Annotated in this window: 20 protein-coding genes; 4 read left to right on the top strand and 16 right to left on the bottom strand. The window is 60.7% G+C overall.

The annotated features are described in order from the left end of the window. Position 1: 1 nt before the first annotated feature. Positions 2–1,054 (bottom strand): glycerophosphodiester phosphodiesterase family protein, encoded by a 1,053-nt coding sequence (locus tag ACEWMW_RS05835; protein WP_409412950.1) that lies wholly within the window; start codon positions 1,052–1,054, stop codon positions 2–4. On the opposite strand from ACEWMW_RS05835, the gene ACEWMW_RS05830 reads away from it, so the two are divergent. After that, positions 1,053–1,205 carry a hypothetical protein gene (locus tag ACEWMW_RS05830; RefSeq protein WP_409412949.1) on the top strand — a complete coding sequence of 51 codons (153 nt, stop codon included), beginning with the start codon at positions 1,053–1,055 and terminating at the stop codon, positions 1,203–1,205. The two genes, ACEWMW_RS05835 and ACEWMW_RS05830, sit on opposite strands and share 2 nt — an antisense overlap. On the opposite strand, the gene ACEWMW_RS05825 is transcribed toward ACEWMW_RS05830, so the two are convergent. The 4 genes from ACEWMW_RS05825 to ACEWMW_RS05810 form a co-directional block, all read right to left on the bottom strand. Then, positions 1,202–1,558 (bottom strand): ArsC family reductase, encoded by a 357-nt coding sequence (locus ACEWMW_RS05825; protein ID WP_409412948.1) that lies wholly within the window; start codon positions 1,556–1,558, stop codon positions 1,202–1,204. The two genes, ACEWMW_RS05830 and ACEWMW_RS05825, sit on opposite strands and share 4 nt — an antisense overlap. Positions 1,559–1,806: 248 nt before the next feature. Continuing rightward, complete coding sequence (locus ACEWMW_RS05820; protein WP_409412947.1) at positions 1,807–2,286, bottom strand: hypothetical protein; 480 nt, start codon at positions 2,284–2,286, stop codon at positions 1,807–1,809. Between the two features lie 178 nt (positions 2,287–2,464). Next, positions 2,465–2,932, bottom strand: a complete 468-nt coding sequence (gene ruvC, locus ACEWMW_RS05815; protein WP_409412946.1) for a crossover junction endodeoxyribonuclease RuvC — start codon at positions 2,930–2,932, stop codon at positions 2,465–2,467. Positions 2,933–3,058: 126 nt separating this feature from the next. Beyond that, the gene (locus ACEWMW_RS05810; protein ID WP_409412945.1) at positions 3,059–3,805 is read right to left on the bottom strand and encodes a YebC/PmpR family DNA-binding transcriptional regulator; all 747 of its coding nucleotides are present in this window, start codon (positions 3,803–3,805) and stop codon (positions 3,059–3,061) included. A 52-nt stretch (positions 3,806–3,857) separates the two neighbouring features. Between ACEWMW_RS05810 and ACEWMW_RS05805 the strand changes: the two genes are divergently transcribed. Further along, on the top strand, positions 3,858–4,643 hold the full coding sequence (locus ACEWMW_RS05805; RefSeq protein WP_409412944.1) for a CPBP family glutamic-type intramembrane protease: 786 nt from the start codon (positions 3,858–3,860) through the stop codon (positions 4,641–4,643). On the opposite strand, the gene ACEWMW_RS05800 is transcribed toward ACEWMW_RS05805, so the two are convergent. The 4 genes from ACEWMW_RS05800 to ACEWMW_RS05785 form a co-directional block, all read right to left on the bottom strand. Next, complete coding sequence (locus tag ACEWMW_RS05800; protein WP_409413614.1) at positions 4,640–4,957, bottom strand: heavy metal-binding domain-containing protein; 318 nt, start codon at positions 4,955–4,957, stop codon at positions 4,640–4,642. The two genes, ACEWMW_RS05805 and ACEWMW_RS05800, sit on opposite strands and share 4 nt — an antisense overlap. 63 nt (positions 4,958–5,020) lie before the next feature. After that, a complete protein-coding gene (locus tag ACEWMW_RS05795; protein ID WP_409412943.1) occupies positions 5,021–5,530 on the bottom strand; it encodes a GNAT family N-acetyltransferase in 510 nt (169 codons plus the stop codon). Positions 5,531–5,547: 17 nt separating this feature from the next. Then, positions 5,548–5,784, bottom strand: coding sequence for a DUF2312 domain-containing protein (locus ACEWMW_RS05790; RefSeq protein WP_409412942.1), 237 nt, complete (start codon positions 5,782–5,784; stop codon positions 5,548–5,550). Between the two features lie 78 nt (positions 5,785–5,862). Then, complete coding sequence (locus ACEWMW_RS05785; RefSeq protein WP_409412941.1) at positions 5,863–6,177, bottom strand: DUF1244 domain-containing protein; 315 nt, start codon at positions 6,175–6,177, stop codon at positions 5,863–5,865. A gap of 47 nt (positions 6,178–6,224) precedes the next feature. On the opposite strand from ACEWMW_RS05785, the gene pyk reads away from it, so the two are divergent. Both pyk and ACEWMW_RS05775 read left to right on the top strand, forming a co-directional pair. Further along, the gene (gene pyk, locus ACEWMW_RS05780) at positions 6,225–7,694 is read left to right on the top strand and encodes a pyruvate kinase (protein WP_409412940.1); all 1,470 of its coding nucleotides are present in this window, start codon (positions 6,225–6,227) and stop codon (positions 7,692–7,694) included. Between the two features lie 13 nt (positions 7,695–7,707). Then, the gene (locus tag ACEWMW_RS05775) at positions 7,708–9,045 is read left to right on the top strand and encodes a M24 family metallopeptidase (RefSeq protein ID WP_409412939.1); all 1,338 of its coding nucleotides are present in this window, start codon (positions 7,708–7,710) and stop codon (positions 9,043–9,045) included. Positions 9,046–9,057: 12 nt separating this feature from the next. Here the strand turns inward: ACEWMW_RS05775 and gltX are convergent, their stop codons facing one another. The 7 genes from gltX to rpoB all read right to left on the bottom strand — a co-directional run bounded on the left by gltX (position 9,058) and on the right by rpoB (position 23,074). Continuing rightward, entirely contained in the window at positions 9,058–10,410 is a 1,353-nt protein-coding gene (gene gltX / locus ACEWMW_RS05770) for a glutamate--tRNA ligase (RefSeq protein ID WP_409412938.1), read from the bottom strand. Between the two features lie 44 nt (positions 10,411–10,454). Then, a complete protein-coding gene (locus tag ACEWMW_RS05765) occupies positions 10,455–12,836 on the bottom strand; it encodes a putative bifunctional diguanylate cyclase/phosphodiesterase (protein ID WP_409412937.1) in 2,382 nt (793 codons plus the stop codon). Between the two features lie 225 nt (positions 12,837–13,061). Then, positions 13,062–13,787 (bottom strand): hypothetical protein, encoded by a 726-nt coding sequence (locus tag ACEWMW_RS05760; RefSeq protein WP_409412936.1) that lies wholly within the window; start codon positions 13,785–13,787, stop codon positions 13,062–13,064. Continuing rightward, positions 13,784–14,242, bottom strand: a complete 459-nt coding sequence (locus ACEWMW_RS05755) for a hypothetical protein (RefSeq protein WP_409412935.1) — start codon at positions 14,240–14,242, stop codon at positions 13,784–13,786. Before ACEWMW_RS05755 ends, ACEWMW_RS05760 begins: the two co-directional genes overlap by 4 nt. Positions 14,243–14,332: 90 nt before the next feature. Next, positions 14,333–18,655 (bottom strand): DNA-directed RNA polymerase subunit beta', encoded by a 4,323-nt coding sequence (gene rpoC / locus ACEWMW_RS05750; RefSeq protein WP_409412934.1) that lies wholly within the window; start codon positions 18,653–18,655, stop codon positions 14,333–14,335. Positions 18,656–18,682: 27 nt separating this feature from the next. After that, on the bottom strand, positions 18,683–18,868 hold the full coding sequence (locus tag ACEWMW_RS05745) for a hypothetical protein (RefSeq protein WP_409412933.1): 186 nt from the start codon (positions 18,866–18,868) through the stop codon (positions 18,683–18,685). A 12-nt stretch (positions 18,869–18,880) separates the two neighbouring features. Then, entirely contained in the window at positions 18,881–23,074 is a 4,194-nt protein-coding gene (gene rpoB, locus ACEWMW_RS05740; protein WP_409412932.1) for a DNA-directed RNA polymerase subunit beta, read from the bottom strand. Positions 23,075–23,203 lie beyond the last annotated feature (129 nt).

Below are 23,203 nucleotides of genomic sequence, written 5' to 3'. Positions count from 1 at the left end.
ACTATTCGCCCGCGTCACGTGCGGCGCGCGCCAGACCCGGATCGTCGGTAAAGATCGCGGAGACACCAGCGCTGGCAAGCATGCTCCACAGTCCCGCGGGATTGCCTGTGGCGGCTTCACCTCCCGCACTACGCAAGGCGGGCGGCAGGAAGGCATTCTCCTTGCGCAAAGTCCACGCGTGAACCGCTAGACCCGCATCACGGGCATGTGCGGCCAGCGGTGTGGCCGCACCATCGTCATCCAGCACAAGCCGGATATCCGCGGCTATCGTATCGGCATAGATCGCGATCTCCTCAAGGCCCGAAGGCGCAATCATGTCTGCGTAGCGCATAGTTGGTTCATCGACTGGCCCTCCCGTCGTCCCCACCAGCTGGACCAGCCTATAGTCGCTGCGCTGATCGAGGCGCCTGAGCGCGCCGACTTCGAACGACTGGATCGCAAACCGGTCGCTCTCTTCGATGCCCTGTTCCCGCAACTCTTTGAGAACCACGTCGACCATATCGATCCCGGCTTCCTGAAGCAGGAAGTGCGAGTGTTTGAGTTCAGGGATGAGGCCGATCGTGCGCCCGCTTTCCGCTTCTTTAGCCCGCACCAACTTCACGATTTCGGCAAAGGTCGGCACTTGGTAGAGGCCATTGTAACGTGCATTGGCCGGGCGCAGTATCGGAAGCCGTTCCTTCGCCCGCAAGGTGCGCAATTCTTCGAGCGTGAAGTCCTCTGCGAACCAGCCGGATACCAGCCTGCCATCGATTTCCTTTGAGCGTTCGCGATCCTCGAACTCTTCGCGCGAGGCAACATCGGTGGTCGAGGATAACTCGTTCTCGTGGCGCGCGATCAGCACAAGATCCTTCGTCACCACAAGATCCGGCTCGATCCAGTCGGCGCCCTGGTCGATCGCCAATTCATAGGCCGCGAGCGTGTGCTCGGGTCGATCGCCGCTCGCGCCGCGATGCGCGATGATATCCTGCGCTGCCGCAGGGAAGGCCAACAAGAATGCCAAGATTGCGGAATTTAACCGAATATTTGCCGCCATCCGCGAAACTCGCCCAGTCATGTTCAAAAAAGTCCTCATTGCGGCAGTTTTGGTTTCCGGCGCATTATGGGGCGCGGGCTATAACCTTGCGGATATCAAGCAGGGTATCTCCAGCGCCGCAGATAGCAATGCCGATGATCTGACCGGCGGGACCAGCGACTGGGGCGGCTAGAGCTCCGTTTCCCAATCGCTCTCCTTGAAGCCGACCAGGATTCCATACCCTTCTTCATCCGAGAACTCGACTACCGGACGTTTGATCATGCTGGGATTCGCCGCCATCAACGCGATCGCCTTTTCCCGGTCGATATTGGCCTTGTCGTCGTCGGATAACTTGCGGAAGGTCGTACCGCGTGTGTTGAGAAGAGGCTCCCAGCCTACCCGGCTGGTCCAGTCTTCCAGCTTGCCCGGATCGGCGCCTTCCTTCTTGTAATCATGAAAACTGTAGTCGCGCCCGCTCGTTTCGAGCCACTTGCGCGCCTTCTTCACCGTGTCGCAATTGGGGATGCCGTAAACTTCGATTTTCACGCTGCTAGCCTTCGGTCTTGTTCTCTGTATTCCTACTGGATGGAGCACATGGAGCACTGTCCTTGAGCAGGAAACTGGCGCATACGCCAGACCGTAAGTCCGCTAATGACGAAGGTATGAGCTGCGCATGGCCATCCTGCGCGATCTAGCGGCATTCGCGCGTGTAGGACAGGTGAGGAAGCACCCGCACAAACGAAACCGGCCGCCGGATTTCCTCCAGCGGCCGGATCCTCTTGTCAGCTAGGGTATTACTCGCCCGGAGCGTACCACTGGCCCGTGCCGGTCGCATTCGTCTGGCTGTACCAGTGCATCGTCAGCGATCCGTTGGCTCCGGCCGAATCGCCATCGCTGCCTTGAATGCCGCCCACGCAACCGAGCGCTGTGCCCGGACCCGGTTCTCCGAGGTAATTGCACCCGTAAACCGATGACGATTTGCTGCCATTCGCATCAGCAATACTGCACGACAGATGGATCGCGAAAATGCCGCCGTCCGGCTGCTGCAGGCCAACGCATTTCACTGTTCCTGAACTTGTGGTCCCGTCGTCAAAAGTCGTAGAATAGGCTCCTTCGACAACACCGCCTCCGCCGCGCGGACCGTTTGGTGTTGTCATGCCGCCAACGTTCTCGACCGGCTGCCAGACTACGTCATAAGTGAACTTCTGGGCATTGGCCGAACTCGCACCAAATACCAGGGCAGCCGATGCCACCATCATTGCAGTTCTTTTCATTATGTATTCTCCCACCGTGTACGCGACCCGAAGACGCGACCCTCAGGGAACAGACGCTTTCGCAGCATGCCCGAGTCGCTGTTTTATCACAGCAAGTCGGTTTCACCTAGGAACTTGTTCAGATTTAAACGGCGTAATATGAATGACTTGCCGCATTCAGTCTCAGCAAAAGGTGAAGTCAGCCCAGATGCGCATCGGCAATTGCCACGGCGAGCGCGTCCGCGGCATCGGGCCCTTCGACAGGAGCACCCGGCAACAAAACCTTTAACATCGCCTGCACCTGTGTCTTGTCAGCCGCCCCTGTGCCTACCACGGCCTTCTTGACCTTGCGGGCCGAGTGTTCGTTCACGCTAACGCCGGCACGCGCGCAGGCGGCCAGCACAACACCGCGCGCTTGCGCCAGCTTGAGCGTCGATTGCGGGTTCTTGTTGACGAAGACTTCCTCCGCCGCCGCGCGGTCGGGCGCATGCGTCTGCGCCACCGCTGCTATCGAATCGTGCAGATGCAGCAGGCGTTCGGCGAGCGGTGCCTTCGGATCGGTCCTGATTTCACCATTGGCAATGTGGGAAAGGCGCGCGCCCTCTGAGCGCACAACGCCCCAACCCGTGCAGCTGAGTGATGGGTCGAGACCGAGAATGAGAGTCATCTGATGGGTGCGGGTCGGACGTCCGTCCGCCCTTGGCGGCGCCAGCCCTCCCCCCCGTCTGGCCACGCCAGATTGTACCCTTGGGTGGTCGGGTGGGGGAGCGGGCCGGTGTCGTAATCCATCAACCTAGTCTTCAAGACGCTCCATGATCTCGTCCGAGATCTCATAATTCCCCCACACCGTCTGGACGTCATCGTCATCGTCCAGCACGTCGATCAGCTTAAGCAATGTGCCCGCGCCTTTCTCGTCCATTTCGACAGTTATGTTGGGCTTCCAGGCCAGCTTCACATTCTCCGCCTCGCCCAAAGTCTTTTCCAGATCGGATGCAACCTGATGCAATGCATCGGCTTCGGTCCAGATCGTGTGTCCGGTCTCGTCGCTTTCCAGATCGTCCGCTCCGGCTTCCATCACGGCTTCGAGGACCTTTTCCTCATCCCCTGCAGAAGCAGGATATTCGATCAGGCCTTTGCGCTCGAACCCGTGCGCAACCGAGCCCTCGGTGCCAAGGTTGCCGCCATGCTTGCTGAATGCCGTTCGCACAGCAGTGGCAGTGCGATTGCGATTATCCGTCAGCGTCTCGACGATGATCGCGCTGCCGCCCGGGCCATAGCCCTCGTAGCGGACTTCCTCATAATTCTCGTCATCGCCCGCCGTGGCCTTGTCGATCGCGCGCTGGATATTGTCCTTCGGCATCGATTGCGCCTTGGCGGTATTCACCGCCAACCGCAGGCGAGGATTCATGTCGGGATCGGGCGTACCCATCTTCGCCGCGACGGTAATCTCGCGCGAAAGCTTGGAAAAAAGGTTCGAACGCTTCTTATCTTGTGCACCTTTGCGGTGCATGATGTTCTTGAATTTGGAATGGCCTGCCATAGTGTCACTTCAATTAATCGGAAAAACGGATTTCGGGGGCCGCATTAGCCGCATGAGCACGCCAGTAACAAGCCCTGAGGCACATCTGCCCCAGGCGCATTCGATGACGGCCCAATGGTCGGATTTCCTTGGATTCCTGAAGCGGCCACGCTTGCCGGAGAAAGCGGCGGGAATCGACAGTCAGTCAATCACGGGAACTTTCCGTATGCTGGCGCTCGACTTTATCCTGGTCGGGCTGTTGCTTGCGCTGCTCTTCACCGCGATGGCGCTGGGGCTCGAAATTCCCGAAACTGCGCTCGCCGACATGGAATTGACCGCGGGGCTCATCGCGCTCGTCGTGATCGGTGCGCCTCTGGGCGAAGAGCTCGTCTTCCGCAGCTGGCTTTCGGGACGGCCAGGGCATGTGCTCGCAATGCTTGCGGTCATCATTGGCGCGCTGGCGATTCCGCTCGTTGCCGGCATGACCGGCGCCACCAATCCGGATGACACCGGCATATTCCTGTTCGCCGGGCTCGGCTTCATGGTCGGCCTCGCACTGGCGGGCTTCGCCCTCTGGTATTTCCGAAACCGCGGACCATGGCGCTGGTTCGCCGCGGCATTCCCGGTAATCCTGTTCCTCAGCGCCCTCGGTTTCGCCAGCGTCCATCTGGCCAACTACGAAGAAGAGATTTCGCCGTTGCTGTGGCTGCTGGTGTTGCCGCAGTTCATCCTCGGGCTGATCTGCGCTTATGTTCGGGTGAAGTTTGGCCTCTGGTCGGCGATACTGGTGCACGCGCTGCACAATGGCACGATCATGGCAATCGTAGTTGCAGCCGATGGGGCAGGATTGGGCGGCTAGATCACCACGGCCGTCCCGCTGACCGAGACCATCAGCATCGAGCCGTTCTGACCGATCACTTCATAGTCGATATCGACGCCCACCACGGCATTGCCGCCCAGCTGGAGCGCTTCCTGCTTCATCTCGGAAATCGCCTCGCGCCGCGCGCGGCTGAGCACCTCCTCATACTTGCCCGAACGCCCGCCTACGATATCAGTGATCGAGGCAAACAAGTCTCGGAACAGGTTGGCACCAACGATGACTTCGCCTGTGACCACACCAAGGTAGTGCTTCACCGGACGACCTTCGATCGCAGTCGTTGTGCTGACAATCATGCCGCCACGATCTCCGGCATCATTGGACTTCGATTCCCACGGGCTTGCCATACTTCGCTCTCCTTAGTTGCCGCTCTCGGCCAAGACTTTCTGCCACCAGCTCACATCGCGGTAGGCGCCGAGCTTCCAGCCAACATCACGATACACACCAACCGGCTCGAAGCCCATCTTGCGATGCAGCGCGATGCTTGCATCGTTGGGGAGCGCGATACCGGCAAAGGCAGCATGGTAGCCGGTCGCAAGCGCCGCCAGTAGCTCGCCATAGAGCGCAGTCCCGACACCTGCTGCGGCGGCTTGGGGCGCGACATAGACCGCAACGTCGCAAGAAGTCTGATAGGCTGCACGCGTGCGATGCCGCGAGCCATAGGCATATCCAATCACTTCCCCATCGCGCTCGGCCACCAGCCAGGCGTGGCTATCTCCATACTCGGAAATACGCCGCGTCATCTCCGCCTCATCGGGCGGATCGGTCTCGAAACTGGTCCAGCCGTCGGTCACAAAAGGGCGGTAGATCTCGGCACAGGCCGCCGCATCCTTTTGCGGATCGGCTGGCCTGATGATCACTTGCGACATATGCGTCCGGGATTGTCCTATTCGAGGCCGAGCGCCGCCTTGTAGGTATCGAGAATCGTTTCCATCTCCGCCCGATCATCAGGCCGCATCTTTCTGAGGCGAACGACCTGGCGCATAATCTTGGTGTCATAGCCGACCGCCTTGGCCTCGGCATAGACATCGCGAATATCATCGGCGATGCCTTTCTTTTCTTCCTCGAGGCGTTCGATACGCTCGATCAGCAGGCGCAGGCGGTCGTCGGTGGCTTCTGCCATCTTGTCTAGCTCCAATGGATGAGAATCAGTTGGCGGTTTGTTAGCCAGCCGCTCGCCTGCGGTGAACCCGCTGCTGCCCTAATCCACGCGATTTTTCGCGACGCTCGCTTCCATCGCCGCGATCTGCGCATCGGTTGCTGGTTTCTGGCGGGTCGCCTTCCACTCTTCCATCGGCATGCCGTGGATCACCTCGCGCGCCGCCGCCTTGTCGCCCTCGAAGCCGGCATCGCGAATCCAGTCTGCGAGGCAGTTACGGCAAAAGCCGGCCAGTCCCATCAGCTCGATATTCTGCGCGTCATGGCGATGTTGCAAATGCCGCACCAGCCGCCGGAACGCCGCTGCCGCTACGTCATCGGGAAGTTCGTCGAGCGCGGTGCAATTTTCTGCAGTCATGGTAATCGTCCTTGTATTGTCGCCCTGCTCTGACATAGGCGCGCAGTATGAGCAAACGCGAGTCCCGCCGCTTCGAGCCGCGCAGCCGCAAGGTGAAGATCCTTGCTACGGTCGGCCCTGCCAGCCGCGATGTCGAGATGATGCGCAAGCTCTTCAAGGCGGGTGCCGATGCCTTCCGCGTCAACATGAGCCACGGCGAGCATGCCGATCATGCTGCCACCATCAAGACGATCCGCGAGATGGAACGCGAGTTCAACCGCCCGATCGCGATACTGGCCGATCTGCAGGGTCCCAAGCTGCGCGTCGGCAAGTTCAAGGATGGGCAGGCGGTGATCCGCCATTCGGGCCACTTCACGCTCGATCGCAATCCCGAGCCGGGTGACGAGACCCGCGTCGAGCTGCCGCATCCCGAGCTGTTCGGCCTCCTAGAGAAGGGTCAGCGCCTGCTGATCAATGACGGCAAGATCCGCCTCAAGGTACTCGAAGCGGGCGATGACAAGATCCTCTGCTCAGCCGAAGTCGGCGGGGTGATCTCGGACCGCAAGGGCGTCAACGTCCCCGATGCCGAAATCCCGATCCCCGCAATGACCGACAAGGATCGCAAGGACCTTGCCTTTGCCGTGGAGCAAGGCGCGGACTGGATCGCGCTCTCTTTTGTGCAGCGTCCCGAAGACCTCGCTGAGGCGCGCCGCCTGATGGGCGGATACGGCGCGCTTTGCGCCAAGATAGAAAAGCCGATGGCGGTGCGGCGTCTGCCCGAAATCCTCGAACTCGCAGACGGGATCATGGTTGCGCGGGGCGATCTCGGGGTCGAGCTCGAGCCGCAGGAAGTCCCGCCACTGCAGAAGAAGATCGTCAACCTTGCGCGCACTGCGGGCAAGCCGGTGATCGTGGCGACGCAAATGCTAGAATCGATGATCGAAAGTCCGGCCCCGACCCGCGCCGAAGTCTCCGATGTGGCCAATGCGGTCTATGACGGGGCGGACGCGGTAATGCTCTCGGCCGAGACCGCCGCAGGCGAATGGCCCGAGGAAGCGGTCACCATCATGGACAAGATCGCCGCGCAGGTCGAAGCCGACGATTCCTATCTCGATAGAGTACGCTTCCACGATACCGAGCCCGATGAAACCACCGCAGATGCGCTCAGCCACAGCTGCATGACCATCGCCGATACGCTGCCGATCACTGCCGTCACCGTCTTCACCGGCTCGGGCTCGACCGCGCGCCGCGTTGCGCGCGAGCGCCCTTCGGTTCCGATGCTGGTGCTGACCCCGTCGCTCAAAACCGCGCGCCGCGTTGCGCTTCTGTGGGGCGCGCATGCCGTTCCCACCAAGGATATTGGCAGCTTCGAAGAGATGATTGCCAAGGGTAAACGGATGGCCTTGCGCCACGGCTTCGGCACAGCGGGCAGCAAGCTCATCGTGCTGGCTGGCGTGCCCTTCGGAACCCCGGGATCGACCAATCTCCTCCATGTTGTTACGCTGACCGGCAAGGAACTGGAGCGACACGGGGGTTAGACGAGGCAAGTCGATGCGCAGACGCGATGTCCTGGCTGCCACAATCTCCGCACCTTTGCTGGGAAGCGGGATCGCCCGGGCAGCGGAGCGAGCATCGCCCGAAGGCACTGCCGCGTCCCTCCCGGCAAAACCTTTTCATCGCTTGGGTATCGACCGTGATCGCGCATCCTTCGTGCTGCGAGCATTGGGCCTCGATGCCCTTTGCCTAACCGGTGAGGAGAATGTGCGCTGGGCCACCGGCGCTGTCCCCGCCCTTTCGCGGCTGGGAGTACCGGCGGCTGCAGCGGTTATCATTCCGGCGGACCACTCAATCCCGGTCACGCTGATCTGCTGGCAATTTTCCTACTACTACTCGATCGCCGACGCGGGCGTGGCGGATGGCGTGCGCGTCATGCTGGCCTCGGCTTCGCTCGACGGCGATGGTGCGCCGCGGCCGGTCTACTTCGCAGGTGACGGGATGGGACGAAGAACACCGCGCGAAACGGCACGGATCGCCGCGACCGAGGCGACCGGGCGACTCTATCGCGATTTTGGCGAAGCGCTGCAGCACGCGCTTCCTGCTTCATTTGCCCGCGAAGGCCGGTTCGGGTTCGATAGCCTCGAAGCGCGACAACTGCTTGAAAAGGCGCTCTCATCGGCCACCAACCGCGAAAGCTATGAGGCGCCGCTGCACATGCGCCTGATCAAAACAGCGGACGAGATCGCCGAGCTTTCGTTATCAAGCGAGGCCAATCGCCGCGCGGCTCACGCCGCTGTATCGCACATGCGCGAGAGGCTGACCAGCGCGCACCTGCGGCAGAGCTTCTTTGCTCATGCGGCGCTGGAAGGGAATCTGCCCGGCTTCATGGTGATCAATGGATCGATGTCGGAAAACTGGGTCGAGCCAATCGAAGAAGGCACGTCGCTGCTGATCGACTGCGTGACACATCGCAATGGCTATCACGGCGACTATGGCCGCACAGTGTTCATCGGTGAGCCGCGTAAGGCCATTGCCCGCAAGACGGCCGCGATTACACGCGCTTGGGAGGAACTGCGCGCCGAGTTGGAGCCGGGACTGAGCTATTCGCAGGTGGCAGCGCGCGGGCAGGCCATCCTCCACCGGATGGAGCCGGGGCTGCAAGTGCCGTTTCGGCCGCATTCCTTGGGTCTCGCGCATACCGAGCATCCCTCGCGCGACCTGGCGGGCGCGCCGCTCGATCCAATCCTCGAAGCAGGCATGGTGATCAGCGTCGATTGCCCGCTGCTGGAAAGCGGCGAGGGCGGCACCATCCACCTTGAAGACCTGACGTTGGTAACCGAGGACGGCAGCCGCCCGCTGCACGAAACCGGCCAGCCGGTACTGATGATTTAGTTCAGAGCAGAATCAGCCGTTTGCAGCCTGTTCCAATCGGGCCCTTGCCTCGTCCTCGCCGATCAACGGGAGCAGCTCTTTCATATCCGGGCCATGATCCATCCCGGTAAGCGCCTGACGCAGCGGCAGGAATAGCGCCTTGCCTTTCCTGCCAGTCTGCTCCTTCAACGCGTTCGTCAGCGCGTGCCATGGATCGTCGCCGGACAAGTCGAGCGCGCTTGCCGCCGCCGCCAGATAGGGCCGTGCCTCCTCATCGAAATCCGGCTGCGCAATCGGGCCTGTGACCAGCCTCCACCATTCGCCCGCCTCACCCACATGGCTGAGGTTCGGGCGGATCGCACGCCATGCCTCTTCACCCATACCGTCAGGGAGCCGGTCGGCGGCAACGGTATAGTCCATCTGGTGGACGATCGCGGCATTGAGCCGCTCAAGCTCTGCATCGTCGAACTTCGCCGGCGAGCGGCTGAAGGTGGACAGGTCGAAGCTTTCCAGCAGTTCGGCGCGATCGGCTATCGGTTGCACCGGCAGCGAGGTGCCGATGCGGGCGAGCAGCGCAATAACCGCTTCAGGCTCCAGACCCTTCTCGCGAAAAGCCTCCACGCCAAGCGAGCCGAGACGCTTCGAAAGCTTGCCCTCGCGCCCCACCAGCAGCGCCTCATGCGCAAAACTGGGTATCGGTTTTGCTGCACCTGTTTGTGCAGCAATTAGTGCGGTAAACATCTGAATTTGCACGGCTGTGTTGGAGACATGGTCTTCGCCGCGCAGTACATCGGTCACGCCCATATCGAGATCGTCAACCGCGCTGGGCAACATATAGAGCCACGAGCCATCGGCGCGTCGGATCACCGGATCGGAGAGTGACGCAGGATCAAACTTCTGCGGCCCGCGCACGCCATCTTCCCACGTGATGAGTTCGTCATGGTCAAGCTTGAAGCGCCAGTGCGGCGCGATTCCTTCGGCTTCCTTCGCCGCGCGCTGCTCTTCGGACAGTTCGAGCGCGGCCCGGTCATATATCGGCGGGAGCCCGCGGCCGAGCTGGATCTTGCGCTTGAGGTCAAGCTCCTGCGCAGTCTCGTAGGCCGGATAGACTCGGCCTGCTGCCCTCAATGCGTCGAACCCACCTTCATAGAGCGCCATGCGCTGCGACTGGCGTTCTTCCCCGTCCGGCTTCAGCCCAAGCCATGCGAGATCCGCGCGGATCGCCTCGACATATTCCTCTTTCGAACGCTCGGCATCGGTATCGTCGATGCGCAACAAGAACTTGCCGCCAGACTTCCTCGCCAGCATCCAGTTATGCAGCGCGGTACGAATATTGCCGACATGGAGCCGCCCGGTGGGCGAAGGGGCGAAACGGGTAATGATCATGCCGCGCCACCTAGCGCGAGTCGCGCCTCAAGGCGAGCGCGCAATCACGCGCGGCGTGCATCCTTGCCTGCCCGTACTCCTGGCAGCTTGCCCGCGCTCTTCTTCGCCTTTCTCCTGCGCAATGCAGCGCGGCGCGCCTTGCGATAATCGATGATTTCGGGGGGTAGCGGGGTCGGCAGGGCGAGCTCCGCCTCCTCGTCGTCCAGTTCGCTCCCCTGGACTGGCCGTGCGATCAGGAAGCCCTGCGCTTCGGTGCAGCCGAGCTTGCGCAACATGTCGAGCTGGTCGATCCGTTCTACGCCTTCCGCCGTAGTGCGCATCCCCATCGCCGCCGCGAGCCGGGTAACTGCGGCGATAATCGCTTGGCTATCCGCCTGCTCGACCACATCGTCGACGAAGCATTTGTCGATCTTGATCTTGTCGAAAGGGAAGCTGCGCAAATAGCTGAGCGAGGAATATCCGGTCCCGAAGTCATCAAGCGCGATGCGGATTCCCAGTTCGCGCAGTTTGAGCAGCACGGCGCGGTTGGCCTCACTGTTTCGCATCAATGCGCTTTCGGTGATCTCGAACTCGACCCGGTCGGGCGCTATGCCGCTGCTTTCGAGTGCGGACGTGATCGCGGGGATGAGATTGGCGCTGCGCATCTGCACCGGCGAAAGGTTGATCGCCAGCTGCGTATCGCCGCCCCAGCCGGCGACTTCGCGCATGGCCTCCGCAATGATCCATTCGCCCAGTGGCACGATCAGCCCACTTTCTTCGGCAATTCCGATGAACGCATCGGGCAGTATCATGCCGCGCTGCGGATGACGCCAGCGGACCAGCGCTTCGTGCCCGATCACCTGCCCGCGATCGAGATCGACAATCGGCTGGTAATGCACTTCCAGCTCGCGGCGGCGGATCGCTTTGCGCAGATCGGTTTCGATGCTGCGCCGGTTGCGCGCCGCTTCGTCGAGCGCGGGTTCGAACAGCGCGAACCCGTCGCGCCCGCGCGCCTTGGCGGCGTAAAGCGCGAGGTCCGCACGCCGCATCAGTTCCTCCGCATCGCATTCGCCAGGGGCGCAGCGCGCCACGCCCACACTGGCTGTTACGCGATATTCCTGCCCGCCGAGGTCGAACGGCCCGCGCAGCGCTTCAGTAAGCTGGTGAGTGCGGCGGGCGAGCAGCCGGTCCTGCGCCTTGAGTTCGAATAGCACGGCAAATTCGTCGCCGCCCAGCCGCGCGATAATGTCACCCTTGCGCATACTGCCTGCCAGCCGCTCAGCGATATTGCGCAGCAGCCGGTCGCCCACGCCGTGCCCCTGCGTATCGTTGACCGACTTGAAGTTGTCGAGGTCGAGCGTGAAGAGCGCCACGCGCTCCGCTGGGTTGTCTGACTTCAGCGCTTCGCGCAGCTGGTGCAGGAAGAGGTTGCGATTGGCGAGGCCGGTGAGCCCGTCATAATGCGCCATCTCTTTGATCTGGTCGCGTGCCATGCGGGCATCGGTAACATCGCGCGCGAAGCCGGAGATGCGCCCGTCGTGCTGCGGCATGGCCGAAAGCGCCCAGTAGCGCAGACTACCCGCGACATGAAGCGGTACGGTAAGATCGCGGAAGGGCTCGCGCTGCCATAACGCGGCAGAAAGGCGATCACGCTCAGGCCCCGCGTCGAACAGTTCGGCCAGAGCCAACCCCTCGATCTCGGCGGCACCGCGCCCTGAGGCGCTCCCGAAGCGTTCCGACACCGCTTGCAGGAACCCGTCATCATCGGCGGTCCAGAGCCAATCCGACGAGTTTTCTTCATACTCATTGAGCAGAATACGGACGGTGGCATCGCTTTCCCTGCGGGCATGTTCCTGCACAATGCGGTCGAGGAAGAATGCCTCCTGCGAGCGGACCAACTGGAGCAGGATCCCGGCCTGGGCGAGCAGGACAATCATCATCGGCACAGCCAGTTCGCCGCCGATCCGGTAGGCCGCAATGCCCGCGCCAATGCTGGCGAGGAGAATGAAACCGCGTACAATCGCCGGAGCGCCGCGTGAGGCCACGATCAATCCCGCCAGTAGGCCGCCGACAATCAGAAACGCTACCGCCGCTTCGAGTCCCGTCGCAGAGTCCAGTAAGAGCGGTAGTCCTATCGCAAAGGTCAGGCTGTTGGCCAAACCGATGACAAGGAAACCGCTCATGAGCTGGCGGGCGCGCATGATCTCCGGCAGGCCCTCATCGACCATTTGCAACACGAACAGCCGCGCCAGATTGACTGTCACCGCTACTGCCAACCAGCCAATCCCCACTAGTGCGTTGTCTCCATCGACCAGCAGGATTGCCAGCGCGAGCGCTGCGAACATCCCGGCCAGTGAGGCAAGCGGTGTAAGGCGTACGAGGTCGTCGATCCGCCGGACGAGGATATGATCCTCCTTTCCCGTCAGGGGCCAAACATTCGCGGTCATTGCGGCTTCTCCAAATGCACCATCGTGGAGCAAGCTAACTACAGCGCGGCGGCGCTTAGAAGCTCGGCTCACCGCAAACTGTGGAGCAAGCCCGACTATCTTTGACCCTGTGCCGCGATGGCACAGAAATGCGCGTTTTTGGCGCCGCCGATCCGCTTAACTGGTTAATATTACGATGTTTTTTGTTAATTAGGTTGAGCCAATGCCTCGCGGCCTTGCACCCAATCAGGTGTCGAGGCCGAATCGCTTGCGTGCCTTCGCGATCTCTTCGCGGAATTTCTCGATCGCGCGATTGTCCTCGCGCGAGCCATGCTCTGAGATGTAGAATTCGATTTCCGCCAGTTCCATCTCCGCGATTTCAAGATGGCTCGGCAGCTCCAGCAGCGCGTCGTCGCGGGCTTGGGCCATCTGTTCGATGACCACCGGATCACTCATTGACTTGGGTGGCTTACGCCCCGCCGCACGCCATTTCTCCTGGGTATGCTGGTAAAGCTTCTTGAGAAACTCACGCAGCAAACCGATCGCCAGGCCGTCTTCGCCGTCTGCTAACATCGTGTCGACGGCCATGCGATTGCGTTCGGTCAGCCACCCGGTGGGGTGATACATGATGCGAAAATGCAGGAACCGGTAAATTAGCTCATATTCGCGCTTTTCCAGGTATCGCTTGACGAGAGGCTTGCTGACTGACTGGCTGCTGTCGAGGAACAGAAGCTGTGCATCTTCCTGGGATATTTCTCCGGCTTTCATCCGTTCGATCGCTCGACCCTCGGCCCGCTCTAGATCCTCGCGGAAATTCTTGAAGCGCAAGACCGTCGCCGCGACGATCTCCTCGCCCAGTTGCATTAACCGCGGGGAAGCTGGGGGCGGCCCCGTGAAGACCATTCGCTCGAATGAACTCAACGGGCCGGGTTCGTCTTCCGGCGGTTCGGGGATGCGATCGCCGTCACTCATATCGGCATCAAGAGTATGCTGCGCCGCAGGCCTGACAGCAGTACCCCGCCACCATCCGCAGGCTGGATACGGTCTGCCTCGTCGATCGCTGCAAAGACATCTTCGATCCGCTCGGGTAGACCGATGTCGCATGCAATCCTTGGCCCTTCCGACGGAGGCGGGGTTGCGGAGAACTCGCGGCCATCGATCACGTAGCGCCGCTCCCAGCCCGCGCATGCCGGATCCCAGTAGATCACCCTGACATTCCCAAAGAGCATAAGTGGCATGAAGTTTTCGAAACGGTCTCCGTCCAGTTCCGCCACGCGCCATGACCCGGCAAGCGTCGTAACACCTTGCGGTTCGTCATCGGATGCCTCGTCGGTGACGATTGCCGGAGCTGTCTCTTCGGCCGGATCGACTAGTGCCTGCTCGCAGGCAGCGAGCAACAGCACTGGAACAATAAAGGCGCTTCTCATCGCCGCATCATAGCGTCGATTTTGCAAAGACAAACCCCGCCAGTGCATGGGCACCGGCGGGGTCTCTCGTATCAATAATGGAGCGAAGGCTTATTCGGTTGCTTCCGCGCCTTCTGCAGGACCGCCATCGGTACCGCCCATGGCCGCTTTCATCGCTTCTTCAGACATAACCGCATCGGCCTCGGGCTCGGGCTCCGGAGCATTAGCGGCTTCGAGCGCTTCCTGCTGCTTCTTCCACTGTGCCCGCAGCGCTGCGTCGCGGCTCGAAGCCGTGACCCGCATGCGGTTCATGCTCGCACCGGTGCCCGCCGGGATAAGGCGGCCCACGATCACGTTCTCCTTGAGGCCGATAAGCGTGTCCTTCTTGCCTTCAACCGCCGCCTGCGTGAGCACGCGAGTGGTTTCCTGGAAGGACGCGGCAGAGATGAAGCTGCGCGTCTGCAGCGAAGCCTTGGTAATTCCCAAGAGGATCGGCTTGCCTTCGGCCTTCTTCTTGCGCGAAGGAAGCTTGGCGTTGACCGCGTCCATTTCCTCCCGATCGACCTGCTCGCCCGGCAGCAGCGTGGTGTCGCCGCCATTGGTGATCTCGACCTTCTGCAGCATCTGGCGAACGATTACCTCGATGTGCTTGTCGTTGATCTTCACGCCCTGCAGTCGGTAGACTTCCTGGATTTCGTTGACGAGATACTCGGCCAGAGCCTCGATCCCGAGAACTTCCAGGATATCGTGCGGGTTGGGCGAACCTGAGATGAGCGTATCGCCCTTCTTCACGAAGTCGCCTTCCTGCACGTCGATCACCTTGGTCTTGGGGATCAGGTAATCGACCTGTTCGCCTTCCTCGGGGATGATCGCGATCTTGCGCTTGGCCTTGTATTCGCGGACGAATTCGATCTTGCCCGAAATCTTGGCAATGATCGCATTGTCTTTTGGCAAGCGTGCTTCGAACAGCTCGGCAACCCGCGGCAGACCGCCAGTGATGTCGCGCGTCTTGGCAGCTTCCCGCGAAGCACGAGCAAGGATGTCACCCGCCTGTACTTCCTGTCCGTCTTCTACCGAAAGCGTGGTGCCCGGAGCCAGCATGTAGCGCTGGGCTTCGGTTTCCTCGTCCTTCTTGGTCTTGCCCTTGCCTTGGGCATCGGCTTCGCCAAGCAGGGTCAGGCGCGGACGCAGGTCATCGGTTTTCTTGCGGCCCGTTGAGCGCAATTCGGTAACGACGCGCTGGGCGATACCCGTCGCTTCGTCGACCCGCTCTTCCATCGTGGTACCGTCGATCAAGTCCTGGAAGCGGACCGTGCCCGACTGCTCGGTGATGATCGGCAGCGTGAATGGATCCCATTCGGCCAGGCGATCGCCTTCCTTCACCTTGGCGCCATCCTTGTGCATCAGGACGGTACCGTAAGGCACCTTGTGGATTTCACGTTCGCGGCCTTCGGCATCGATCACTGCCAGTTCGCCGTTCCGGGCAAGCGACAGGATCCGGCCCCGCTTGTCGATGATCGTCGGCATGTCGCGGTATTCGACCTTGCCGTCCGAGATAGCTTCGAGGTGCGAGGTTTCGTTGAGCTGTGCCGCACCGCCGATGTGGAAGGTCCGCATCGTCAGCTGCGTGCCCGGTTCACCGATCGACTGCGCCGCGATCACGCCGACCGCTTCGCCGATGTTGACCGGCGTACCGCGCGCTAGGTCACGGCCATAGCAGGTCGCGCAAACGCCCTGTTCGGCTTCGCAAACCAACGGTGAGCGGATCTTGGCCTGCTGGACTTCGGCCTCTTCAATCGCCTTGACCATTGGCTCATCGATCAGCGTTCCCGCCTTGACGATCACTTCATCGGTCGCGGCATTGAGGATGTCCGCGGCCGTGGTACGGCCAAGGATACGCTCGCCGAGCGAGGCGATGACTGAACCACCCTGCACGATCGCGCGCATTTCCAGCGCATTGTCGGTCTTGCAATCTTCGGTCACGATAACGCAGTCCTGCGAGACGTCGACAAGACGGCGGGTCAGGTAGCCTGAATTTGCCGTCTTGAGCGCCGTATCGGCGAGGCCCTTACGCGCGCCGTGAGTTGAGTTGAAGTATTCAAGAACGGTCAAACCTTCCTTGAAGTTCGAGATGATCGGCGTTTCGATGATTTCACCAGACGGCTTGGCCATGAGGCCGCGCATACCGGCGAGCTGCTTCATCTGCGCCGGGCTACCACGAGCACCTGAGTGGCTCATCATGTAGATCGAGTTGATCTGCGCCTGCTTGCCGTCCTTGTCGATCGGCTGCGAGCGGATCTCTTCCATCATCGCTTCGGCCACCTGGTCACCGCAGCGGCTCCAGGCGTCAATCACCTTGTTGTACTTCTCCTGCTGGGTGATGAGACCGTCCTGGTACTGTTGCTCATAGTCAGCCACCAGCTTTTTGGTCTCTTCCACCATGCCATCCTTCGAATCGGGGATGATCATGTCGTCCTTGCCGAAGGAGATGCCGGCCTTGAACGCGTGGCGGAAGCCCAGCACCATGATGGCGTCGGCAAACAGCACCGTGTCCTTCTGGCCGGTATGGCGATAGACTTCGTCGATCACGTCGCCGATGTCTTTCTTGGTCAGCAGGCGGTTGACGATGTCGAAAGGAACCTTGAAGTTCTTCGGCAGGCATTCGCCAATCAGCATGCGTCCCGGAGTGGTGACGAAACGCTTCATCTCCACCTTGCCGTCTTCATCGGCTTGCGGAACGCGGGCAACGATCTTGGTGTGAAGCGTGACCGACTTGGTCTCAAGCGCTTGGTGTACTTCGGCCATGTCCGAGAACATCGGCAGCTTCTCGTGCTTATCGCCTTTACCTTCGCCGTCGATGAATTCCGGAGTGTGCTCCTGACGTTCCATCGACAGGTAATAGAGACCAAGCACCATGTCCTGCGAAGGCACGATGATCGGCTTGCCATTGGCAGGCGAAAGGATGTTGTTCGTCGACATCATCAACACGCGTGCTTCCAGCTGCGCTTCGAGCGACAGCGGAACGTGGACGGCCATCTGGTCACCGTCGAAGTCGGCATTGAAGGCTGCGCAGACCAGCGGGTGAAGCTGGATTGCCTTGCCTTCGATCAGCACGGGTTCGAACGCCTGGATGCCGAGACGGTGAAGCGTCGGAGCGCGGTTCAGCAGAACCGGGTGCTCGCGGATCACCTCGTCAAGGATGTCCCAGACTTCCTTGCGCTCTTTCTCGACCCACTTCTTGGCCTGTTTGAGAGTCATCGAGAGACCCTTGGCATCGAGGCGGGCGTAGATGAACGGCTTGAAAAGCTCGAGCGCCATCTTCTTGGGCAGGCCGCACTGGTGCAGCTTGAGCTCCGGACCGGTCACGATGACCGAACGGCCGGAATAGTCGACGCGCTTACCCAGAAGATTCTGGCGGAAGCGGCCCTGCTTGCCCTTGAGCATGTCCGAAAGCGATTTCAGCGGACGCTTGTTGGCACCGGTGATGACACGGCCACGGCGACCGTTGTCGAACAGCGCGTCAACGGCTTCCTGCAGCATGCGCTTTTCATTGCGGACGATGATGTCCGGCGCGCGCAGCTCGATCAGGCGCTTCAAACGGTTGTTGCGGTTGATCACGCGGCGATAGAGATCGTTGAGATCCGACGTCGCGAAACGGCCTCCGTCGAGCGGCACCAGCGGGCGCAGTTCGGGCGGGATCACGGGGATCACTTCGAGGATCATCCATTCGGGGCGATTGCCCGAATCGATGAAGCTTTCGACGACCTTGAGGCGCTTGATGATCTTGGCCGGCTTGAGCTTGGACTTGGTGGTCGCCAGCTCTTCCATCAGATCGTCGCGCTCTTGCTCGAGATCGAGATCCATCAGCATGATCTTGACCGCTTCGGCACCGATCCCGGCGCTGAAGGCATCTTCGCCATATTCGTCCTGCGCTTCGACCAGCTCGTCTTCGGTCAGCAGCTGGAATTTCTCCAGCGGCGTGAGGCCGGGTTCAACGACGATGTAGCTTTCGAAGTAAAGCACCCGTTCAAGCTGCTTCAGCTGCATATCGAGCAGCAGGCCGATGCGCGAAGGCAGCGACTTGAGGAACCAGATATGCGCAACCGGCGCGGCCAGTTCGATATGGCCCATCCGCTCGCGGCGGACTTTCGTTACGGTGACTTCAACGCCGCATTTTTCGCATACGACGCCCTTGTACTTCATGCGCTTGTACTTGCCGCACAGGCATTCGTAATCCTTCACCGGGCCGAAGATGCGGGCGCAGAACAACCCGTCACGCTCAGGCTTGAACGTACGGTAGTTGATTGTTTCCGGCTTCTTGATCTCGCCGAAGGACCACGAGCGGATCCGCTCAGGCGATGCGAGCCCGATCTGGATCTGGTCGAAGGTTTCCGGCTTGGCCAGCTGGTTGGTGAATTTGGTCAGTTCGTTCATTTTTCAGTTCCCTCTAGGGAGCAAATTTCAATCCGCAGAGCGCTTGGCGCGCACAGCCTTGACGAAGAATACAACAGCAAAAACAAGAAGCAGAGCGCCGACTACAGTTTGAAAAGTCGATCCGTCCGCAGTCACTCCAAGTAACCCGATGAATAGCGAAAATATGCCGAAAAACGCATTTGACGCAGCCGGATTGTTGGCAATGCTGTCCATGAATCCCACTCTCTACTCCGCCGCAATCTGGCCCCAGTCGTCCTCATCCTCTTCGCCGTCATTGAGCGAAGTGAGTTCGACATTGAGGCCGAGGCTGCGCATTTCCTTGACGAGCACGTTAAAGCTCTCCGGAATGCCGGCTTCGAAGGTATCGTCACCCTTGACGATCGCTTCGTAGACCTTGGTCCGCCCGATCACGTCATCCGACTTCACGGTGAGGATTTCCTGCAGCGTGTAGGCCGCGCCGTAGGCCTGGAGTGCCCAGACCTCCATCTCACCGAAGCGCTGACCGCCGAACTGCGCCTTACCGCCCAGCGGCTGCTGGGTAACAAGCGAGTAGGGACCGATCGAACGCGCGTGGATCTTGTCGTCGACCAGGTGATGCAGCTTGAGCATATAGATGATGCCCACGGTGACCTTACGGTCAAAGGCTTCACCCGTGCGCCCGTCATAGAGCACCGACTGGCCCGAGCTATCGATCCCGGCTTTCAGCAGTTCGCTGGTGACATCGCCTTCGCGGGCACCGTCGAACACCGGTGTGCCCATCGGGACACCCGTGCGCAAATTGCGCGCCAGCTCGACGATTTCCTCGGTGGTGCGGCCATCGATATCGTTGTGATACTGATCGCCGTAGATGTCCTTGAGAACATCGACGAGCTCTTTCGGCTTCTTCGCCTTCGCATAATCTTCCGCCGCATTCGGATTGGCTGCCCGCCAGTCTTCCAGCTGCTGGGTAACCTGCTGTCCGAGGCCGCGTGCGGCAAAGCCGAGGTGCGTTTCGAAGATCTGCCCGACGTTCATGCGCGACGGCACGCCGAGCGGGTTGAGCACGATGTCGACCGGCGTCCCGTCTTCGAGGAACGGCATGTCTTCCATCGGCAGGATCCGCGAAATCACACCCTTGTTCCCGTGGCGGCCGGCCATCTTGTCGCCCGGCTGCAGCTTGCGCTTCACTGCGACGAAGACCTTGACCATCTTGAGCACGCCCGGTGCGAGTTCGTCACCGCGCTCGAGCTTTTCCTTACGGTCTTCAAACTTCTCATCGATTCCATTGACCGCTTCGTCATACTGGCTCTTGACCGCTTCGATCTGGGCCTGACGCTTGTCATCGGCGACCGCGAATTTGAACCACTCGTGCTTTTCGACTTCCTCGAGCAGCGCTTCGTCGATCTTGGCGCCCTTCTTCACACCCTTGGGTGTAGCCGAAGCCGTCTGGCCAAGCAGCATGTCGCGCAGACGGTTGTAGGTCGCCCGGTTGAGGATCGCCCGTTCGTCCTGGCTATCCTTGCGCAGGCGCTCGATTTCCTCGTTCTGGATCGCACGCGTACGGTCATCGATCTCGATACCGTGGCGGTTGAACACGCGGACTTCGACGATCGTCCCGGCAACGCCCGGAGGTAGGCGGAGTGACGTGTCACGCACATCGCTGGCCTTCTCACCGAAGATAGCGCGGAGGAGCTTCTCTTCCGGCGTCATCGGGCTTTCACCCTTCGGTGTGATCTTGCCAACCAGGATATCGCCCGGGTGCACTTCAGCACCGATATAGACGATGCCCGCCTCGTCGAGGTTGCGCAGCGCTTCCTCGCCGACATTGGGGATGTCGCGGGTGATGTCTTCCGGCCCGAGCTTGGTGTCGCGCGCCATGACTTCGAATTCCTCGATATGGATCGAGGTGAAGACGTCGTCCTTCACGATACGCTCGGAGATGAGGATCGAGTCCTCATAGTTGTAGCCGTTCCAGGGCATGAAGGCGACGAGGCTGTTCTTGCCCAGCGCCAGCTCGCCCAGATCGGTCGACGGGCCGTCAGCGATGATATCGCCTTCCTCGACCACATCGTTCACTTTCACCAGCGGACGCTGGTTGATGCAGGTGTTCTGGTTCGAACGCTGGAACTTCTGCAGTGTGTAGATATCGACGCCCGACTGGCCGGGTTCGATATCGCCGATCGCACGGATCACGATGCGGGTCGCGTCGACCTGGTCGACGATACCGCCGCGGTTCGCCGCAATCGCTGCGCCGCTATCGCGGGCCACCGTTTCTTCCATGCCAGTGCCGACGAAAGGCGCTTCGGCCTTCACCAGCGGAACGGCCTGGCGCTGCATGTTCGAGCCCATCAGAGCGCGGTTGGCGTCATCGTTTTCCAGGAAAGGAATAAGCGATGCGGCGACCGATACCAGCTGCTTGGGCGAAACGTCCATCAGCGTGATCTGCTCGCGCGGTGCCATGAAGTAGTCACCGTTCTGACGAGCCGAAACCAGCTCTTCAACAAAGGCGCCCTTCTTGTCGAGCTCGGCCGAAGCCTGGGCAACGGTGTGCTTCTGCTCTTCCATCGCTGAGAGGTAGACAACCTCTTCGGAGACCTTGCCGTCCTTGATCGTACGATAAGGCGTCTCGATGAAGCCGTACTTGTTGACCCGGCTGAACGAGGCCAGCGAATTGATCAGGCCAATGTTGGGACCTTCCGGCGTTTCGATCGGGCAGATACGGCCATAATGTGTGGGGTGAACGTCGCGCACTTCGAAGCCGGCACGCTCACGGGTGAGACCGCCCGGGCCAAGCGCCGAAACACGGCGCTTGTGGGTGACTTCCGAAAGCGGGTTCGTCTGGTCCATGAACTGCGAAAGCTGCGAAGAACCGAAGAACTCACGCACCGCTGCCACGGCGGGCTTGGCGTTGATGAGATCGTTGGGCATGACGGTCGAGACGTCGACCGAGCTCATGCGTTCTTTCACTGCACGTTCCATGCGCAGCAGGCCGACGCGGTACTGGTTTTCCAGCAGCTCGCCGACCGAACGGACACGGCGGTTGCCGAGATTGTCGATATCGTCGACTTCGCCCTTGCCGTCCTTGAGGTCGACCAGTTCCTTGACCACTGCGAGGATGTCTTCCTTGCGTAGCGTCGTCACGGTGTCTTCGGCATCGAGTTCGAGGCGCATGTTGAGCTTCACGCGGCCAACCGCGGAAAGGTCATAGCGTTCACCATCGAAGAACAGACCTTCGAACAGCGCTTCTGCGGTTTCCTTGGTCGGAGGTTCGCCCGGACGCATGACCTTGTAAATCGCTTCAAGGCCTTCATCGCGGTTCTCGGCCTTGTCGACCTTGAGAGTGTTGCGCATCCACGGGCCGGTGGTGACGTCATCAATGTCGAGCAGCTCGAGCTTGTCGACACCAGCCGCATCGAGCACTTCGAGGTTCTCGGGGCCGAGTTCGTCGCCCGCTTCGATGTAGATCCGTCCGGTCTTCTCGTCGATCATGTCGCGCGCTGCGAAATGGCCGAAGATTTCATCGGTGGGGAGAAGCAGGTCCTTCAGCCCGTCCTTGGCAGCCTTGTTGGCGGCGCGCGGCGAAATCTTCTGACCAGACGGGAATACTTCCTCGCCGGTCTTGGCATCGACCAGCGCAAAAGCCGGCTTCTGGCCACGCCAGGCTTCGGCGTCGAACGGGATCTTCCAACCATCACCCTTTTTGCCCGAGACGCGCTCCCAGATGATCTTGTCGTAGAAGTGTTCGAGGATCGCTTCGCTATCGAGGCCCAGCGCATAAAGCAGCGCCGTAACCGGCAGCTTGCGCTTGCGGTCGATACGAACGTTGACGATGTCCTTGGCATCGAACTCGAAATCGAGCCACGAGCCACGGTAGGGAATGATGCGAGCGGCGAACAGCAGCTTGCCCGAGGAGTGGGTCTTGCCGCGATCGTGATCGAACAGCACACCGGGCGAGCGGTGCATCTGCGATACGATGACGCGTTCGGTGCCGTTGATGATGAAGGTGCCGTTCTCGGTCATGAGCGGCATGTCGCCCATGTATACGTCCTGCTCCTTGATATCGAGGACCGAGCGGGTCTCGGTTTCCTGGTCGACTTCGAAGACAATCAGGCGCAGCGTCACTTTCATCGGTGCAGCATAGGTGATGCCGCGCTGCTTGCACTCAGTGGTGTCATGCTTGGGCGGCTCAAGCTCGTAATGCACGAAGTCGAGCTCGGCCGTGCCGGCAAAATCGCGGATCGGGAATACCGAACGCAGCGTCTTCTCAAGACCCGAAACATAATCGATCGACGGATCGGAGCGCAGGAACTGCTCGTAGCTTTCGCGCTGGACCTCGATCAGGTTCGGCATCTGGACGACTTCATGGATGTCGCCGAAAATCTTGCGGATGCGCCGCTTGGCAGTGCCGGTGTTGGTGCCGGGCTTGGCTTTGGTCGCCATGGGTGAGTGCTCGCCTCTTTATCAAGCCGAGGCGGATGGCCCCGGCGAATTGTCATGCCTCGCGCGGGGTCAGGCCCACATCGGACGCGCAAAAAGGCCGCAGCATGGATGCACCCGATCTGGGCGTTG

Source organism: Litorerythrobacter xanthomarinus (genome assembly GCF_046254955.1).
Lineage (GTDB): Bacteria > Pseudomonadota > Alphaproteobacteria > Sphingomonadales > Sphingomonadaceae > Qipengyuania_C.
The sequence above is the reverse complement of the archived record's forward strand: the minus strand, read 5'-3'. Positions and strand labels throughout refer to the sequence as shown.

Bases quoted from the DNA above. Each gene is read 5' to 3' on its own strand.
- ACEWMW_RS05835 (WP_409412950.1), bottom strand. From the start codon at position 1,054: ATGACTGGGCGAGTTTCGCGGATGGCGGCAAATATTCGGTTAAATTCC.
- ruvC (WP_409412946.1), bottom strand. From the start codon at position 2,932: ATGACTCTCATTCTCGGTCTCGACCCATCACTCAGCTGCACGGGTTGG.
- ACEWMW_RS05760 (WP_409412936.1), bottom strand. From the start codon at position 13,787: ATGAGTGACGGCGATCGCATCCCCGAACCGCCGGAAGACGAACCCGGC.
- ACEWMW_RS05745 (WP_409412933.1), bottom strand. From the start codon at position 18,868: ATGGACAGCATTGCCAACAATCCGGCTGCGTCAAATGCGTTTTTCGGC.
- ACEWMW_RS05755 (WP_409412935.1), bottom strand. From the start codon at position 14,242: ATGAGAAGCGCCTTTATTGTTCCAGTGCTGTTGCTCGCTGCCTGCGAG.
- ACEWMW_RS05830 (WP_409412949.1), top strand. From the start codon at position 1,053: ATGTTCAAAAAAGTCCTCATTGCGGCAGTTTTGGTTTCCGGCGCATTA.
- ACEWMW_RS05785 (WP_409412941.1), bottom strand. From the start codon at position 6,177: ATGACTGCAGAAAATTGCACCGCGCTCGACGAACTTCCCGATGACGTA.
- ACEWMW_RS05820 (WP_409412947.1), bottom strand. From the start codon at position 2,286: ATGAAAAGAACTGCAATGATGGTGGCATCGGCTGCCCTGGTATTTGGT.
- rpoC (WP_409412934.1), bottom strand. From the start codon at position 18,655: ATGAACGAACTGACCAAATTCACCAACCAGCTGGCCAAGCCGGAAACC.
- ACEWMW_RS05805 (WP_409412944.1), top strand. From the start codon at position 3,858: ATGAGCACGCCAGTAACAAGCCCTGAGGCACATCTGCCCCAGGCGCAT.
- ACEWMW_RS05790 (WP_409412942.1), bottom strand. From the start codon at position 5,784: ATGGCAGAAGCCACCGACGACCGCCTGCGCCTGCTGATCGAGCGTATC.
- ACEWMW_RS05810 (WP_409412945.1), bottom strand. From the start codon at position 3,805: ATGGCAGGCCATTCCAAATTCAAGAACATCATGCACCGCAAAGGTGCA.
- ACEWMW_RS05765 (WP_409412937.1), bottom strand. From the start codon at position 12,836: ATGACCGCGAATGTTTGGCCCCTGACGGGAAAGGAGGATCATATCCTC.
- ACEWMW_RS05800 (WP_409413614.1), bottom strand. From the start codon at position 4,957: ATGATTGTCAGCACAACGACTGCGATCGAAGGTCGTCCGGTGAAGCAC.
- rpoB (WP_409412932.1), bottom strand. From the start codon at position 23,074: ATGGCGACCAAAGCCAAGCCCGGCACCAACACCGGCACTGCCAAGCGG.
- ACEWMW_RS05775 (WP_409412939.1), top strand. From the start codon at position 7,708: ATGCGCAGACGCGATGTCCTGGCTGCCACAATCTCCGCACCTTTGCTG.
- gltX (WP_409412938.1), bottom strand. From the start codon at position 10,410: ATGATCATTACCCGTTTCGCCCCTTCGCCCACCGGGCGGCTCCATGTC.
- ACEWMW_RS05795 (WP_409412943.1), bottom strand. From the start codon at position 5,530: ATGTCGCAAGTGATCATCAGGCCAGCCGATCCGCAAAAGGATGCGGCG.
- pyk (WP_409412940.1), top strand. From the start codon at position 6,225: ATGAGCAAACGCGAGTCCCGCCGCTTCGAGCCGCGCAGCCGCAAGGTG.